This is a genomic window from Olivibacter sp. CPCC 100613, from assembly GCF_036959255.1.
In the GTDB taxonomy this organism is placed as follows: Bacteria; Bacteroidota; Bacteroidia; order Sphingobacteriales; family Sphingobacteriaceae; genus Olivibacter.
Map to the genome: position 1 here is coordinate 197,222 of NZ_JAWMTI010000005.1, position 19,331 is coordinate 216,552.

5 protein-coding genes are annotated in these 19,331 nt (G+C 43.1%); 1 reads left to right on the top strand and 4 read right to left on the bottom strand.

What is annotated here, in order from left to right; all coding sequences use genetic code 11:
* Positions 1-140: 140 nt before the first annotated feature.
* From RYH73_RS17150 to RYH73_RS17160, 3 genes are all read right to left on the bottom strand, one after another.
* On the bottom strand, positions 141-2,084 hold the full coding sequence (locus RYH73_RS17150; RefSeq protein WP_335314678.1) for an OmpA family protein: 1,944 nt from the start codon (positions 2,082-2,084) through the stop codon (positions 141-143).
* Between the two features lie 36 nt (positions 2,085-2,120).
* On the bottom strand, positions 2,121-3,128 hold the full coding sequence (locus RYH73_RS17155; RefSeq protein WP_335314679.1) for a PorP/SprF family type IX secretion system membrane protein: 1,008 nt from the start codon (positions 3,126-3,128) through the stop codon (positions 2,121-2,123).
* 215 nt (positions 3,129-3,343) lie between these two features.
* Positions 3,344-15,577, bottom strand: a complete 12,234-nt coding sequence (locus tag RYH73_RS17160) for an Ig-like domain-containing protein (protein ID WP_335314680.1) — start codon at positions 15,575-15,577, stop codon at positions 3,344-3,346.
* 657 nt (positions 15,578-16,234) lie between these two features.
* Between RYH73_RS17160 and RYH73_RS17165 the strand changes: the two genes are divergently transcribed.
* Complete coding sequence (locus RYH73_RS17165) at positions 16,235-18,787, top strand: hypothetical protein (RefSeq protein ID WP_335314681.1); 2,553 nt, start codon at positions 16,235-16,237, stop codon at positions 18,785-18,787.
* On the opposite strand, the gene ruvA is transcribed toward RYH73_RS17165, so the two are convergent.
* Positions 18,739-19,323, bottom strand: coding sequence for a Holliday junction branch migration protein RuvA (gene ruvA / locus RYH73_RS17170; RefSeq protein ID WP_335314682.1), 585 nt, complete (start codon positions 19,321-19,323; stop codon positions 18,739-18,741). The two genes, RYH73_RS17165 and ruvA, sit on opposite strands and share 49 nt — an antisense overlap.
* Between the last annotated feature and the right edge of the window lie 8 nt (positions 19,324-19,331).

Genomic DNA, 19,331 nt, shown 5'->3' on the forward strand with positions numbered 1-19,331 from the left:
GGATCGTTGACTTTTAGTCATATGTTTACATACCGTCGTATTTGCTGTCTATTCTCCTAAAATTTCTCACGCAGTAAGGATATTAAATAAAGTTTTTAAATCTCCGCTGCCTAAAAATCGTTGCTATCAATAAACATTCGTCAAAGCTCTAACACCGTAAATTCAGTTCTTCTATTCAGTTGATGTTCTGCTTCCGAACATTTAACGCCATTCGCACAACGATTCAACAACTTACTTTCCCCGTAACCTTTGGCAATCATTCTATCTCTTGCGATTCCTCTGCTTACCAAATAATCAACCGCTGCTTGCGCACGTTTTTGAGAAAGCGTCATATTGTACTTATCTCGTCCCCTACTATCCGTATGAGATGATAGTTCTATCCTTAGTGTCGGGTTATCCTTCAAGATTTTCACAAGACCATCCAAGATAACAGCAGCATCCTTTCGAATATTATACTTATCAAAATCATAATAGATATTATCCAATCGGAAAGTTTTTCCCTGTTTTAATTGATCGAGATACAAAGCAACTTTCACCGTATCGCCTGGATTTAAGCCATTCGTATTTGTAAAGGCAGAATCAGCAATATAACTAATCTTTTCACCCAAAACCTGATAGGCTTCCTCGACGTCAACTTCAAATTCAAACTTACCGGCCAATTCACTCGTTTTCCTAGCCAGCAGTGTACCTTTTTCATCAAGCAAACTAACCTCTGCATCAGCCAAAGGCTCCTCTGTTTCTCTGTCGTAGGTTACACCTGCCAGTAATACCGTAAATTTCGGCTTTAAATAGGTAAAAGAGTAGATGTCATCACTTCCCACTCCCCCTTTTCGATTTGATGACATAAAGCCAGCCTCGGTAAGGTTGGTAATATCACTGACAGCATAAGCAAAATCATCGGCAGGAGAATTGACAGGAAATCGCATATTAGCCGCCTTAGACCAATCTCCTTTTCCGCCTTTTGCGGTGAAAACATCAAGATTACCCATACCTGGCCAGCCATTACTGGAGAAGTACAACACGCCTTCCTTCGTTACACTAGGGAACATTTCATCACCAGCGCTATTAATCATTGGGCCTGCGTTTTTTGGTTCTCCCCATTCACCGTTCAATAGTCGTTCACTATACCATATATCCGTGCCGCCTTGTCCGCCGGGCATATCGGAAACAAAATACAACGTTTCGCCATCTTGACTCAAGGCAGCGTGCCCTACTGAATATTCATTTACACGATTATATGCAAAAGGTGTTTCATTCCAAGTGCCATTATCGTTCGTATAGATATATAACTCCAGGTTTTTGGTACGATATCTTTTTCTTTCTTCCTTTTCCTTCTGTACTTCTTTTCCTGGATGCGTTCTGGTTACATAAAGTGTTGTTCCTTCCTTATTAGAGGCTACAGGTCCTACATGGTAAGGTTCGTTGTTAAATGAGACTTCCGCGATGTTTGATTCCTTTAAAATATTTCCTTCATTATGTTTCGCAGTATACACCCTTAAAAATGGATTACCTGTCCATCCATAAATATTTTTGAACATAATAGCATCGGGTTCACCAACATAATACACCTTGTCGCCAACCGTGTACCCTCCAAATTCAGCTAAAGCTGTATTCACAGCCGATTCATTTCTCAGTTTATGCGTAGTCGGTTGTTTCATCCAAATAATTGCCGAATCACACCCTTCTATCTGCAGATTGATTTCATTCGTACTATCGGCTTTACCGGCGTATTCCTGGAAAGCCTTTTTAGCCTCCGCATATTTGGCGTTTGCTTTTAGCACTTCTGCATAGCGCAATTTATTGACAGGATTGCTTGTACTATCCTCCAATACACGAACGTACCAATTTTCAGCCAGTTCGTAATTACCCATCTTTCTATAACAATCAGCCAAATTCTGCAAATCATTTTGCCTTGGCTTTTTACTATCTACTAAGCGTTCATACAATTGGGCTGCCTTCGCATACTGATATTCATTATACAGTTGATTTGCCCGATCACGCAGGGTTGGTTGTTCTTGTGCTTGCACTCCGGATCCTAAAAGGATGAGCACAAGTAAATAGGGATATATGTATAATTTTTTCATTGGATTCTGCATTAGCTGATTAATTCATAGCCTGGCCTAAAAGAATCTTGGACTTATAAGTCGGTAACCACTTTGAGGGAAGGTTAAACCAATAGTAACTTCATGTGTTCCGTTTTGAACGGAGCTCAAACGGCTCAAAATGTGATCATATGAATAGCCTATCCGCAAGCGTTCTGTAACATAAAACTGAGCAACTCCGGTAATTGCATTAGAGCTCCGAAGATTCTGTTGTCCATCTGCATATGATTTACCCATTTTCAAGCCCATTCGATAACCTGCTCCCAACCAAACTCTTTCCCCAAAGATAAACATGGCGTTTAAGTCAACATTAGTCGGTCCCTTAAAATCCTCCATAACCATTACACTTGGCCGAAGCTTCATATCTTCCGAAAGATCAAACAAGGCCCCCCCTATCAAATACATATGTCGCTTACGCTTTAAATTGGAAGTGGCGTTTGCATCCCAACGAAAAATATTATTTGACTGGTCGCCGGAAAGCAAATCCATCATAGAAACCCCGGCATACCAACGTGGGTTATAATAGTACACACCAAAACGTATATCCGGGATCGTACTGCTAATCTTCCCTGGAGGAATTGTAGGGTCTCCCGGGTAGGTGGTTCTTAACTCATTCCCATCCAAGCCATATTGCGTAATACCTGCGCCAATTCCAAAACTTAATCTTTGAGTATCTTCTGCATCTAAACGTAATCGATAAGCATAATTAGCGTAAACGGAAGTAGCACTTTGAGCGCCCAATTTATCTGCAGTCACTTGCAGACCTACTCCTGTATTCTTGTTCATTCCCAACACACCATCGATTGATGCCTGTCCCGTTCTGGGTGCGCCATCGATACCGGTCCACTGACTACGCAAAGCCATTTGCGCAAACCATTCTTCTTTGTAACCTGCATAGGCAGGGTTTACACTCAAAGAATTAAAAATGTATTGCGTAAACTGGATATTTTGCTGTGCTTTAACCTCTCCCAAACCGAGTATCAAGGCCAGTACGACGACTAATCTCTTTATGTTATGCTTATCCATAGCGTTTTATTTTCGTTCAATACGTTGCTTTTACGAAGCAATGAAGCTTGCCAATTATCACAGAAAGACTGAGCTCTACTCTTATCTTCTCTGACGGTTCATGCAGGTTTCATCAGAATAATTATTTCCTATCGTTCATCATTTGTAAGGCCTTGTCCAAAAAGTTCTTTATCGATTTCTTTTTGGACAATCCTTACATCCTATGTCCACAATACCTATTGTCTCTTTAATAACACCCAACCTTTTTGCGTTTCTACTTTATCTTCTTTAATCAACTTGATTAGATAGTAGTAAGTACCTTCGTTCAGGTTCTGGCCATCCCAATTATTATTATAATTTGGATTGTTGTACACTTCATTTCCCCAACGATTGAAGATATAAAGTTCAACACGATCATAACCTTCAATTCCCATGATTTCAAACTGGTCATTCTTACCATCGCCGTTCGGTGTAAAGGCATTTGGTATGAACAACGGATTCGGAAGAACATTCACCATAACTGTTGCCGCGTTACTTACATTACCTTTTTCATCCTTAACGGTATAAGTAAATCTATCGGTACCGACATAGCCTTTATCTGATGTATATGTTACTGTTCCATCTGGATTAACCGCTACTTTACCATTTTGCGGTGCATTAACAATTTCTACCGACGCTACGTTCAATGGCCATCTAGTCGCTTTGTCATTCGATAAGACATTAATCGTCACGGGCGTAGCAGAAGTTGTTTCCGCTTCATCATCCACTGCTTCAGGTAACTGATAGTCAACCGGTATCTCTGGTGTTTGATCCTCATCATCAGGGTCTTGTGTCGTCGGTTTATCCGGACCCCAGACCTGAATACCATTACTAATCACCGTTGGCGCCTCTGCATCTACCAAGCCGGTAACCTTCATAGTAATTGTTCCACCTTTAGCTACCTTCGTATTAGTGGTGATAGTCGCGGTATTTCCATTACCGCTTGCGGTGCCATTACCCGAGGTCACTTCATACCCTGTGATACTTAATCCTTCACTTGGTAATTCTGCAATGTTAATTACTTTACCGCTCAATATATCTGAAGGACCGTTATTGGTAATGGTTACCGTAAACGTAGTAGACTCTCCAGCTTGCACCCTCTCTTGATCAGCCACCTTGACAATACTTACATTAGAAACATAATCTACAGGTATTTCAGGCGTGTCATCTTCATCATCCGGATCCTCGGTTGTTGGCTTATCAGGTCCCCATACGCTAATACCATTGGTGATTGTTGCTGGAGCATCCGCTGCTACCGTTGCAATCACCTTAACTATGATGGTACCGTTAACAGGAATCACACTACTTGTAGTAACTGTTGCTGCAGTTCCGTTACCATTAACCGTTCCATTACCTGAAGTCACCTCATAACCAGTAACACTCACCCCGGTTCCCGGTCTTTCTGTTAAGTTAATTACCTTACCACTTGCAATCTCTGCAGGACCGTTATTGGTAATCGTGATCGTAAAGCTAGTACTTGTTCCAGCAATTACGCGGTTTTGATCAGCTACCTTCGTTATGCTCAATGCAGCATCACGGTCTACCGGTATTTCAGGTGTATCATCTTCATCATCCGGATCCTCGGTTGTCGGCTTATCAGGTCCCCACACACTAATACCATTGGTTATCGTAGCTGGAGCATCAACGGCAACTAAAGCAGTTACTTTCACTACAATTGTTCCATTAGCTGGTATGCTTGCAGTAGTTGTCACTGTAGGGGTATTACCCGCTCCATTGATAGTTCCATTACCGGATGTCACTTCATATCCTGTAATGCTGACGCCATCTCCAGGTCGTTCCGTTAAGCTAATTACTTTTCCACTTGGAATAGCCGTAGGACCTTCATTCGTTATAGTCACTGTAAATGTAGTGCTTTCTCCCGCCCTCACGCTAGCCTGATCTGCTACTTTCGTGACACTTAAGTTGTAAGGCCTTACGAAGGTCACCGTTACAGGGCTGCCGCTGATGGCTGTGCCGTCTACAGTAGCCGCGATCGTTGCCTCACCGGCCTGCGTACTGCTCACACGCACCACGGCCCTGCCCAGTGAATCCGTGGTCACTGTTTCCTGGCTGGTCGTGCCGTCCACGTTCGTGATATCAAATACCACTTCCCGGTCCGCGATCGGGTTATCGTTCGCATCCACAATGGTCGCGGTTGCTTCGTTATAATCCGTACCATCGGCGACCGCGTTGTCCCTGGTTACCACCAATGTTCTCTTACCGTGGTCTGCAGGACCTGCGATGAAGGTCACTACGGCCGGACTGCCGACCGTGATCGCTGTACCGTCTACCGTGGCCGTTACGCTCGCCTGACCCGCTACCGTGCTCACAATAGGAACCGGTGCCTTACCAAGTGAGTCTGTCGTAACACGGACCGTCGTACTGCTGCTGTCAACATTGACGATCGTGAACTCTACCTCACGGTTGGCTATCGGATTATCCGCGGAATCAAGCAGTGTCGCCGTTACCTCATTCGCGTCAACACCGTCGGCCACCGCATTGTCACGGGTTACCGATAGGTTGCTCTTCGAGAAATCTACCTCGCCGGCCACGAAGGTTACCGTTACCGGACTGCCGCTGATGGCCGTGCCGTCTACAGTAGCCGCGATCGTTGCCTCACCGGCCTGCGTACTGCTCACACGCACCACGGCCCTGCCCAGTGAATCCGTGGTCACTGTTTCCCGGCTGGTCGTGCCGTCCACGTTCGTGATATCAAATACCACTTCCCGGTCCGCGATCGGGTTATCGTTCGCATCCACAATGGTCGCGGTTGCTTCGTTATAATCTGTACCATCGGCGACCGCGTTGTCCCTGGTTACCACCAATGTGCTCTTACCGTGGTCTACAGGACCTGCGATGAAGGTCACTACGGCCGGACTGCCTACCGTAATCGCTGTACCGTCTACCGTGGCCGTTACGCTCGCCTGACCCGCTACCGTGCTCACAATAGGAACCGGTGCCTTACCGAGTGAGTCTGTCGTAACACGGACCGTCGTACTGCTGCTGTCAACATTGACGATCGTGAACTCTACCTCACGGTTGGCTATCGGGTTATCCGCGGAATCAAGCAGTGTCGCCGTTACCTCGTTCGCGTCAACACCGTCGGCCACCGCATTGTCACGGGTTACCGATAGGTTGCTCTTCGAGAAGTCTACCTCGCCGGCCACGAAGGTTACCGTTACCGGACTGCCGCTGATGGCCGTGCCATCGACCGTTGCCGCGATCGTTGCCTCACCGGCCTGCGTGCTGCTCACACGCACCACGGCCCTGCCCAGTGAATCCGTGGTCACTGTTTCCCGGCTGGTCGTGCCGTCCACGTTCGTGATATCAAATACCACTTCCCGGTCCGCGATCGGGTTATCGTTCGCATCCACAATGGTCGCGGTTGCTTCGTTATAATCTGTACCATCGGCGACCGCGTTGTCCCTGGTTACCACCAATGTGCTCTTACCGTGGTCTACAGGACCTGCGATGAAGGTCACTACGGCCGGACTGCCTACCGTAATCGCTGTACCGTCCACTGTGGCCGTTACGCTCGCCTGACCCGCTACCGTGCTCACAATAGGAACCGGTGCCTTACCGAGTGAGTCTGTCGTAACACGGACCGTCGTACTGCTGCTGTCAACATTGACGATCGTGAACTCTACCTCACGGTTGGCTATCGGGTTATCCGCGGAATCAAGCAGTGTCGCCGTTACCTCGTTCGCGTCAACACCGTCGGCCACCGCATTGTCACGGGTTACCGATAGGTTGCTCTTCGAGAAGTCGATATCCTGACTACCAACAGTCAGTGTAGCCTCTGCCGAAATCACATCACAACCACCATCAGCAGAAACAATGACGCGATAAGTATATACAGTTCCTGCGCTATCAAATGGAACTACTACATTCAAGGTACTATCAGTCTCACCTGGAAGTGTTGTCCAAGTAGTACCTTCTAACCGTTCCCACTGGTAGCTTAAATTACTACCTGTTGCTCCTACTTGGAAAGAAGCTGTAGAACCTGGCGCCAATGTTAAATTAGCAGGTTGCAAGGTTATTTCAGGTTTATCACCAATTGTAACAGTAATTGGAATTCTGACTCCCACATCACAGCCTTGACGAACTGCCTGCACGAAGAAGGTATATTCACCTGCCGTAAGACTATCAGGAACAGCAAAACGGAAGCCATCAGTGGTAGTCAATTCATTCCCCCCTTCATCAGCGTCAAAGATTTTATAAACTGTACAATCATCAACCTTAGTCAATACAATAGAGTCCCCAGGGCATAATTTCAGATCGCCGTCGGGATCTACAACCGGACTAATGGTTGGCTTCAAATTGATATCGTAGATATTCGTCGTATTACCTAGCACACTTGCAACACTACCATAACTGATGCGCACTCGATCGAAAGGTTCATTAGTTGGCGCAACAATAATAGCGGCTCTTTGACTACTACCGAGTAAACCTAAAAGTTTAAGATTCAGTAAACCGCTATCTTCATCAAGTGGTTCACCTACAGGTGTTTCACCCAAATAACGTTGAACTACATAACCTTTAAGCAGTTCAAGCTGCAAGATCGGATCATTCGGTACCTCCGTAACAATCCGTATCGAGTCATTCAATTGGCTTTGCGTTTTGAACGTAACCGTTAAAAAGGCTTCGTTCAATACTGCAGCTGCTCTTGAAATGACTGCAAAAGAAGTTGTGTCATTGTCTACCGCGTTCCATGGATCCGTTACCGAAGAAGTAGCACTTAAAGCACCCAAGCCAATATCCCTAACGCCATGCAATACGTCAATTACATTCGCTTTGACACCAGGCACTACCGGCTCACAATCATTGCTTGAACTATTTTGCGTAATATAAGCTCCATATACTCTTGTATTCTGAGCTACACTCAATACCGCTGCTTGGATTACACGAATTCCTTTATAATTTTTAGGACCGTTGTTATCTGCCGGAACAAATGTATATTCCGCTACATTATCACCGACCAACAGATCCAACAAGCCGCCCTGTACGTTCTGTGGGCTACCTATTTCATTTCCGTCCGCATCCAAACCGACCACAGATACACCGGCTATAAGACCTACTGCACTTAATTCCTTACCAAACTTCACGCTTACTGGTGTACCCGCCTCCACTTCTTGTGCAAATAGAAGGTTTTGACGAACACTACCAATTCCAGCAACTCCCAGTAAAGTTCTTAAAGTAGCGTGTGTCTGCGGATTGCCATCAACCGCATTTGTTGGATTCTCCACATCGCCTGTCAGCACGGCACTCCAAGTTTGCGTATTCGCATATACACGTTCTACGAGTGGAGGACAAGCATTTTCATCATATACAGTTATCACGATGGTTGCAGACGCAGAACAACCTCCATTTGTTACCACAGCCGTATAGGTATAAACCCCCGGCGTGTTAAATGTCGGATTCAAGTTCGTTGTTACATTACCATCATTGTCATACCAAGTCACCTGCAATCCGGCAGGGTCCGTTACAACACCAGGTATCTGAATAGCGACGCCCACTGCAGTAGAGATCGCCGCATTGCCATCTATCGTAATTCCAGGTGCCGGGTTTACTGTAATGACAAGATCAGCTGATGCTAAGCTTGTACAACCTGTATTTGGATCCGTTACAATAACGGCATAAGTACCCGCTTCATTAACGATGAGTGTTTGTTGAGTTGCTCCTTGAATTTCAGTACCGTCTTTGTACCATTGGTTACCAGCAGTTGCACTGGAAGTCAAGGTAAGCGTCGTACCTTCACACACAGTTGTGTCCCCATCAACCAAAATCGTCGGTTGAGCTGGACGAGGACTCATTTCCACTACAAAACTTGCTGAAACAGTGCTTTCGCAGCCACCAGCATTGACAGCAATTACTGTATATTGTCCTGCAACGCTTGCCTCAATTGTTGCCCCCGTTTGGCCAGTAATTTCAATTCCATTATTAAACCATTTATAAGAATCTGCGGTTCCACTCGCTGTCAAGGTAGTAAAACCACCCTCGCAGAACGGATTGGCTCCGGTCGCTGTAATGGTAGGTGTTTCAGGAATGGCTGATACCGTCACTGCAATCTGTGCGGGTGGATCATTAAAGCAATAACCATCACCCTGCACTACCACATAATAAGTGGTAGTTTCAATTGGATTCACGGTAATTGATAAGCCAGTCAGTGGATTATCCGAAAGATCGGCTGACGTATACCATTTCACTGAATTTGCACTCGGAGGTGTGGTTAAACCAGGGAAAGTCGCTGTCAAAGTAACCTCCTCACCGGCACAAATCTGATCCATTGAGCTTGTTAAAGAAACATCTCCTGCGCTAATTGGTAAACAATCTGTTGGCATGCTATGCGTTGCCGTTTCCGATCTATCGTCCGTATCGTCTTCATTACGATAAGTAGCTGTTACACTATTATCTATGGAAGGAACCGTAGCAGGATCGATCGTATTAACACGGACTGTAAAGGTAAATGTCTGTGTTTCACCAACGGCCAATGTAGGAACACTTAGCTCCAGGTTATCTCCATTTTGCGTAAAATCACCCGCGCTCTCAAGTGTCGTATTTTGAGGAATAGCATCCACCAAATTGACATTCGTTAAGGTCTTATTACCCGTATTGCCGACAGTAACTGTATAGGTAATAAGATCACCAGAAACCGCTTGACCGCTATTTGCACCGTCACTTGATCCTGTCAATGTCAAATCAAGATCATGAATTGGTGTTACATCCAGTGGCGTTCCTGTTGTCCCCGTCGTATCCGGTTCACTTGGATTTGCATTGTCAGTTGGTGGGAAACTTTCTGTAGGTGTTGTGATCTCATCACTTACTACAGTAGCCAAATTGCGAATAATGTCAATACCCGTTAAATCTTCTTTCACTTTCGCAGTAAATATTTGCGGAGTGGACGTTTGTCCTGCCGACAAAGTAGGTAAAGTGAAAGTAACAGTATTGGCAGCAAAAGTACCTCCTGAAATGTATTCAAGTCCGGCCGGCAGTACATCAGAAATGACCACATTGCTAAGATCTTGATTTCCATTATTTCTTACGTAAATAGCATATTCAACGGTTTCGCCTCCACGAACGGCCGTGCTATCCGCGCTTCCATTTACTTTGTAAGCTTTCCAGGAAACTAAATTATCAGCAGGGCTTACCGGGATCACTGTGCCGGTGCTACCTGTATCATTTGGTTCCGTTGGATTCGTATTATCAACAGGTGGGAAGCTTTCTATCGGCGTACCTATTTCATCACTTGCCACCGTAGCCACATTCCGAATCTCTGTTATACCCGTTAAGTTCGTTTTCACTTTAACGGTGAAAGTTTGAGGAGCAGACGTTTCACCGACAGCCAAGGCAGGTAACGTAAAAATAACCGCTCCATTTTCCAAAGTTCCACCCGATACATAATCAGTTCCTACAGGAATCAGATCATTCACCCTTACATTCGTCAACGCCTGATTACCTGTATTTCGTACATAAATTGTGTATTCAATATCTTCACCGCCACTTACAGCGGTAATTGACGCATCTCCATTCACGTTATAAGCCTTCCAAGACACTAGAGAAGATAGCTGATCGACTGGAATATTCGTACCAGTCGATCCACTGGTATCCGGTTCAGAAGGATTTGTGTTATCTACAGGAGGGAAAGTCCCCTTACCTGGATCATCAGCATCCGTTTTCACAAATGCTGTGTTAGCGATTTCAGAAACACCAGTTAAATCAGCATTTACCGTTACCTTGAAACTTAACGTTGTAGTAGCACCAGCCGCAACGGTTACATCTTCAAATGTAACCACGCTGTCAGCGAAAACTCCTCCCGAACCATCAACGTAAGACGTATGGGAAGGTATAGTATCCATTACAGAAAGCCCTGTCAAATCGACGGTGCCCGAATTTCTAATATGAATATTATACGTTACTTCTTCCCCTCCTTTCACTGATGTAATAGTAGGATCCGCATCCACTACATAGCTTTTCCAAGCTACAAAACCCGCTACTGCATCACAATCCTGTTGAATATAATACAGCCTGACATTTGGAACCACTGTCACACCCACAAGGGATCTTAAACGGATCGCTATTTCATCCACTGCTACGTTCGGTGACACATTAATTTCAGGTGCAGCTCCATTATTAAACAACTGCAGTAGGTTGACATTTCCTACAACCGCATTTTCAAGCGTTTCAACATAAACCTCTTGCCCATTATTGTAACCCACTACGTCGATTCTTCCAAAGACACCGGCATCCAATGTTCCGGTACCCACAGCCATTTTAACCTTAAAGACGCTATTAGCTTCGATCTCTTTATTAAACTGGACATTTTGTTGAATAGCACCGGCAACACTAAGTGTTCCCAAGCTGATTTCAGAATAATCACCATTATTATTATTATCGAGTACTCTATATGGATTCTGTACACCGTAATTTCCAATACCTGTTATGCCGGCGGTTAATCCCGAACCATCAAAAGAAGTAGTAAATGCCTCCGCGCAACCTTCAAAATCAGTTTCATAGCACATACCGTAAACATTGATACTATTATTCTGCCCTAACAGTAAAGCATCGGTATGATCTTCTATGCGTACACTTTGATAGGCCGCGTTAGGTGTAATGGCTAAATAGTATCTTCCTGCCTTATCTTGAACGATACGGATTTGATTGTTCGGATTCATTCCAGTAGTAGAGCCCGTAAACGAATCTTCGCTGGATCCTGAAACCAGCTCATTCCCACTCGCATCTTTTACAATTACATGGAAATAGTGATTACCAAGTACGACATTATTTAGGATATCTGTCAGCAATTTACCGACACTTCCCGCCAATAATGCATCCAATAAGCCTCCTTCTGCATCGATACGAACATAAGAAGTTGTACCTGCGGCAACCGGAGCTGCATAACCGAATTCTGCATGACCTGAATATTTCGTCACCCCTGCATCTGAGCGGATCGTAGCATAACTATTATGGTTTCCATCAAACAAGTTCTGTATATCATCTGCATGTTCAGCGCTTATTAAGTTATCGGCACAAACGGGGCTACGATACGGTGGTTCCAAGAAATCCGGATCAGGGCAATCCTCGGAAATACGGCTTATTCCGTAAAATCGTATGGGTGCACTTGTATTAATGCTAGCCACCGATTGAAGACCAAACTGCACGCGATCATAAACAACCCCCGGTGCAATCGTCAATTGAATAATACCTCCCGAATTCAATAGACCCAAAAGATCTAAATTATTGATCAATGCACTTTGAAGCGGCTGATTATACACCTCCTCATCGCCATTGAACAATTTTACACGATACGAACCTGCTATATCAAGATTTAAGATTCCCGGTTGATCAAGTTGAACACGTATTCTCAACGAATCGGTTGCCGCTGATTTTGTTTTGAAATAAATATTTTGATAAACCGTAGCACCTACACCTGCTATACCCAAATTTATCGTAGAATAATTAGATGAATTTTCATCTATCACATATTGCGGGTTGAAGACCCCGCCTTTACTGATATCCAATAAATCCAAGGTAAGGCCTGAACCATCGAAAGAAGTGAAAGTTGCCTGTTCACACGGATTAAATTCAGTTTCTCTACACATACTGTAGACGTTCATGGTCGCTGTATTATTACCCCCAATCAAGGCCGCCAAACCATGTGTAATACGAACGGATTTATAAGGAACGTCGGCAGTTACCGCAATATAGAAACGACCATTCGCGTCTTTTACAACCTTTACAGCTTGATCGCTAAACCCATCTACGCTTGATGCATTAAAGATTTGATTACCAGCAGCATCCTTAAGCATCACTTCAAAATAGTGATTGCCCAATATCAAACCACCAGTCAAATCAGCCAATGCATCACCTAAACTTCCACCTAGTAATGAATTCAACATATCATCTTCAAAATCGATACGGATGTAAGAAGTCTCTTTTGCTGGAATAGCATCTGGATAAGCTAATTCTATGTGGCTACTGAATGCTCCCAAACCAAGTGCGGTTCCTGTACCGGCATATAGGGTTGCGTACGTATCATTCTTACCGTCGATCGTATTCAATGGGAAATTTGCATTTTCAAAACTAGCAACCGTTGTACCACAGTCCTGGTTGTTAAACGGAGGCGTTGTTACCGGCGGATCTTGTAATTCAGGATCAGGACACTCAGCACTAAAACGCTCAATACTGAACACCTGTAATGGATTATTAATAACATTTGCACTCAACAATGATTCAATACCGATGGCTACTCGATCAAACGTTCTTCCCGGTCCAAATGGCAGTGATAATACTTGGCCCCCTTGTAATAGGTCTAGCAAATCTAGATCAGATATCAGTCCATCTCGTAAACGTTGCGAGAAAACCTCTTGATCACCGTTGAAAGCTTTCACTACGATACTTCCCAACACCTCAGCGGATAGAGCAGAGCCTCCGTCCATTTTCAATTTCACACGGAAATGATCTGTTTCAGCAGATAAACCATGAAAATCAACATATTGATAAACACTTGCAGCGAGACCGGCAGCACCTATACTAATAGAAGAAGCTGTATTTACATCGCCATCAATTGCATTTTGCGCATCTGTTACGCCTGCTTTTCCAACACCTAACAAATCCAGTGAGATACCATTGGAAGCCGTATATGTAGCAAAGGCTTGCTCGCATGGTTCAGAACCTGTCGAAACACAAGCGTGATAAACGTTCATATTGCGTACCTCACCAAGGCCCAACAACGCACCTAAACTTTCTGTTATACGAATACTGTTATAGTCACCATTGGGTGTAATGGCGATATAATAATGACCCAGTTTATCTTGAACAACTTTTACCCGGCCATCTGTATCATAGAAACCGGTATTACTGGAACCACTTAGTACCGAAGCCCCGTTATTTTTCGCCTCTACGGTAAAATAATGACTTCCGAATAGAACATTATCAAGCACCCCCCCTAACAGCTGTCCGACACTACCATCTAGCAATCCGCCCAGCACGTCATTATCAAAATCAATACGAATATAACTGGTGGTTCCCGCAGTCCTCACCTGGCTAAATCCAAGTTCAATATGACCACTGTAGGCGCCTAAACCTGCTGCAGTACCAGAGCTCGCTTCCAAAGTAGCATAACTATCGTTGTTACCATCAACAGCGTTATAAGGGAAGTTGGCATATTCAGAAGAAATTAGGTCCGTTGCGCAGTCTTTCTGACTGAGCATATGGTCAGTTGGATTTGGAGAAATAATCGGATTCGGATCCGGACAGGTTAATACCGGGCTATTTGCCCCCCCATAACGCTCAACACTGTAAACGCGCAACGGTGAACTAGCTAAGCTTAACCCGACCGAAGTGTTTACACCTATGGCTACACGATCGAAAGGAACACCTGGACCAAACGGTAGGGTAACAACCTCTCCGTTTCGTAGCAAGCCCAATAAATCAACTCCATTAATTAAACCACCTTGTAATTTTTTGGAGAAAACCTGCTGATTGCCGTTGTAGGCTCGTATTTCAAAGCTACCGATTAGATTGAGGTCAAGTAGACTCCCCCCTCCAATTGCAAATTTGATTTTGAAATAATCTTGCGGGGCCGATAAGCCATTGAAATAGAAGGTTTGAAACACAGAACCCGCTACTTGCAGCGTTCCTGTACTAATGGTTGAGAAATTATTTGGATCACTGTCAACCGCATTTTGCGGATTTTGAACGACATCCGTTAAAGCAACATTCAATCCTGTCGATTCCCCAATGCTCACGTAATTTGCAAAACCGCAGGTCAGGTCATCAAAAGTAAATGCATTATAGACGTTAAGCGTAATTTTACCTCCCACGTCGGCAAGTCCATTTGGATATTTAAGGAGTATTCTTACCGAGTTATAAACAGTCTCAGATTCCGGAGTGACAGCTATATAATAATGACCCTCTCCGTCCACTGTCAGTCTTGTATTCACATTTGCATTTACTTTCGTTCCGGGGGAAGACGCATCATTTCCTGCGCCGACATAGAGTTCAGCGGTTACACTTGAGCCGACCAATCCCAAGAGCTGGCCCAAATTGAGCGGCAACCCTGTTTGTTGCGGCGCATCAATGCGAATATAGGTTGTTGCGCCAGCGGTTCTGTTCGTAGGAAACTTTAGCTGTAAGAAGGCATCGCCGCCTGAGACAATCACCCCCAGCAATCCCAAGCCACGATCTGCCGTCATGACTGCAAAATCATTATCATCCGGCACGGCCGCATTGGCAATACCGGTAACACCGGCGTCCCCTGGAAGAAGGCTCAGACCTTCCGGATTCATTCTTTCTCCATTAGGTGCCCAAGTAGCATAAGATTTTGTCTGCCCATATCCCATCTCTGCCAGACCAAATACAGCAAAGAATACCGCAATTACAGTAAATACAAAATGGGAAAAAGATTTTCTGAACGTAAAAGTTGTTTCCATACAACAGCTATTAAGTAGAATGTCTATTTGAAAGAATAGTTCTAATTCAGCCGTTGCTTATAATTTAAATTAGCGACACGAAAAGATAAATTAGGTTTACCATCGCGCCAATGTTTCAATCTTAAAGCAAAAACAATAAATTAGTGAACTATTCGTTGTATAAATGGCGGGTAATTTTGTGATATAAATACACACATACATTACCCATTATTATCGCACAATAATTGTCATGCAAATGTATTCTACCGCAGCGAAGAATCAGCCGTTCACAATGTTCATTTAGAATTAAATATATTCACCGTGTTCACTAATATAATCACCTGTTCAGTTTGTTCATTTTTTAAAATAACAACCACATTTATTCACATTTTTTTCACACAAATCACACTGTTCAGAACTTAGCTATCCCTAGTCGATTTCTTGATTATTAAAGTGAAAAGATTGTTAAAAAGCTATAAAACAAAGGATTTACATATAAAGTCATTTAAAAAACACCTCCACCTTACCGCCACGATGCATTCACGAAAAAAAAATGCTTTTAAATTCTGCGAAAGAAATTTTCATTTTTATTAAGCTTTCTATTTTTGTTAACCAAAATTTTAACTCCTATCTTTATCACACCGTGCATTAATGCAGTTGTTGACCAAAATTGAAAGCATGAAGATATTTTTACAACCTCATATTCAAGAATTAAAAAATAAGGTATTAGAAATTGCGAAGATTGATACCATAATCGCCGCCGATTGCTATAAACTTGCACTGGATATTTCAACCAAAACGCATAAAACGATCAGTCAAACAACGATCAAACGTGTTTACGGGTTTGCGCATGCACGTTACGCACCTTCGACTTTTACGTTGAATGCGTTATCGCAATATTGTGGTTATGACAGTTGGGCCGACTTCATCAAACAAATGGAGACGCAGAAAGACGACACCAATGAGCATATTACTTGGAACGAAATTACACAAGCAGCCCACAACATTACCCGTTTTACCATTCAAACGAATAAGCATAAGTGTGGCATCTCTTATCTATATACCATCGAAAGGCAATCAATTACAGATCACATTCAGCGCTTTTTAGAGGCAGATACCACTGGTTGTATTATAAGTGCTCCCTCAGGTATGGGGAAAACGATTGGCATTACACATTGGGTAGATAGACAGCTAGCTGTAAATCACATGGAAAATCGAAATAATATTTTTCTTCATGTGAACAGTTCTTCGCTTTTTTTTGCTGCCGGATTTGGTTTCCATAGCAATAAATGGTTAGCCCATCTTCTTAATTTCCCGCAACAACAGCACTTTGAAGATTTTATATTACAATATGAGAAACGAGCGCCGGGAAATTTCTATATCATCATTGACGATTTCAATAATAACCTGATCAATAATCGGTTATTTGATATTGTTTTTAAACAGCTAATCGATATGACGGCTTATTTATCCAATTACCCTTGGATGAAAATTATCATTACGCTGCGCCCTTCCACTTGGCAAAAATATGGTCACTTGATTGAAAATCATACAGAAATCAGCAAGCTCTGGTTTACTGACTTTCCTTGCAGCAAGCGTGCAAATGCCGTCAACTTACAACCTTTTACAAGTCAAGAAATACATGAATTGATTGACAAAATCAGCAATGTCAAATCTATTGATAGGGACTATACAAGAAAATACTTCCCTGTAATCAGCCTCCCCCTACATTTTCAATATTATTATCAATTAAAAGGAGACAGCATTGGCCTAGATCAATTAAATCCAGCTGATGAATTTGCGATCGCTTCTTTGTATTTACATAAAAACATTCTTAAAGGGGCCTTAGCCGCCGAAAAGCAAGTAATGCTTAGTCAGCTAATCGGACTGGTAAATTTTTTCGATGAACATGCTTACGTTAACAAAAAAGAGGCATACCCCATCATTAAAGAAAACAATAGTATCTACAGTGAATTATTGCATGCAGGCATTCTTTATGAGCATCAGGAGGAAAAAGGTACAAGAGCTGCCTATCAGATACGGTTTAAATCTTTAGTAATTGCGGCTTATTTTATTGCACAAGACGCACTCGAGAAACAAAACGGCCAGGTTGACAAAACACTTATTAACTGGGTTCAGGATCAGCTATATAGTGACCACATTAAATTGATATTATTAAAGTGGTTTATTATTTTTTCACTGGAAACAGGTGACCTAGATATTTTTAACCACCTACAAGATGTCGAGTTCATCGAACCTTATCAGGCCTCATTGATCTTATTCACCTGCAGCAATTTGGATTATGTAGTAAAAGCTAATCCCGCAATTGGTAGTACACTAAACCGTGCTTTTGCCAAATCTGCGTTTATTGACATTGCACTTGATCATCTGCTATTGGAGTTGGAGTACGAATTGGCACTTAAGAAATTACTTCGATACCACATTCCTCCCCGGCAAAAGATTTTACTGCACACCTCACTTGCTTTTTTTGAATTGCTTTACCTACGAGACGAAGAAGCACTAAAACATATTGAAGTACTTCGCGCTATGCCACGCGAGCACTTTGCAGACTTTTCTTTAAATCCTTTAACAATTATCGAAAATATTCATCATTACTACCGGCATAACATGCTAAAAGAAGAAGCGATTGAAGAAATACAATTGTTTTGCCATTACCCTGAACGAAGTACCAATCTTTTACATAAGCAACTCATTTACGTATTAGGTTATCTATTATTAAAGATTAAAGCTTCCGAGCAAATTACATTGCAGTACCTTCAGGTTGTAAATCAATACGGCTTGGATCTAAACAGAAAAGTAACCAAGGATTTTAAAGCCTGTATTCAATTAGCGCTTGCTGAACGATATTTAGCCTTAGGTCAAATGGACCTTGCCTTTCAAGCAAAAGAAGAAGCTTTGCAGATGCATAGTTCGCATACGATTAATAGGCTGCAACTGGGCTTACTGGATCTTGAATTGTTAAGAGCTCAACAAAAAGACTATCTTCACCTAGCCCGCCAATTAATACTCATCTCGAAGCAGTTTGACCTGAAGTTTTACGAGGCAAAAGTCCGTGTCTATGTTCTGAATTCATTACAAGAGGATCAAAAGAGCTTAATAGCTGAGTATCAAGCTGCCTTACAGTTATTATTTGAACAGAGCCGATATAACCCTGAAAGTTTTTATAACCTTCGTAAGGCTTCCTTGATCAACTCTTCAACAGTAAATTGAGCCGTGCTGTTCTTTTGAATTTCGGCAAGTGCTTTTTCAGCTTGTCCCTTATTAAAACCAAGCATAATCAAAGCGGTCAATGACTCTTCAGATACCGATTGGTGTTGTGGAATTGCTATCAGCGTATCCGCCCCCTCCTTCTTTAACTTATCTTGTAGTTCGAGTATAATCCGTTGGGCTGATTTAGGTCCAATTCCTTTTATGCGTTGTATTTGTTTGACGTCTCCCTGCACAATTGCCGCCTGGATTTCCGTCGGCGTAATCGATGACAGGATCATTCGTCCAGTGTTCGCTCCAATGCCCGAAACCGACAATAAATGATTGAATAACCTCCGCTCTCCTTCTTCTGCAAACCCATATAATGAATGGGCATCTTCCTTTACTTGAAAACTCACATATAGTTTACACTGCTCCCGATCTTTAATCTGACCAAAGGTATGTAAAGAAATATTAACGTGGTATCCGATACCGTTTACATCCAATACGACATAAGTGGGACATTTATATGCCAGCTTTCCATTTAAATACTCATACATATTTTAGG

Bases quoted from the DNA above. Each gene is read 5' to 3' on its own strand.
- RYH73_RS17150 (WP_335314678.1), bottom strand. From the start codon at position 2,084: ATGAAAAAATTATACATATATCCCTATTTACTTGTGCTCATCCTTTTA.
- RYH73_RS17155 (WP_335314679.1), bottom strand. From the start codon at position 3,128: ATGGATAAGCATAACATAAAGAGATTAGTCGTCGTACTGGCCTTGATA.
- RYH73_RS17160 (WP_335314680.1), bottom strand. From the start codon at position 15,577: ATGGAAACAACTTTTACGTTCAGAAAATCTTTTTCCCATTTTGTATTT.
- RYH73_RS17165 (WP_335314681.1), top strand. From the start codon at position 16,235: ATGAAGATATTTTTACAACCTCATATTCAAGAATTAAAAAATAAGGTA.
- ruvA (WP_335314682.1), bottom strand. From the start codon at position 19,323: ATGTATGAGTATTTAAATGGAAAGCTGGCATATAAATGTCCCACTTAT.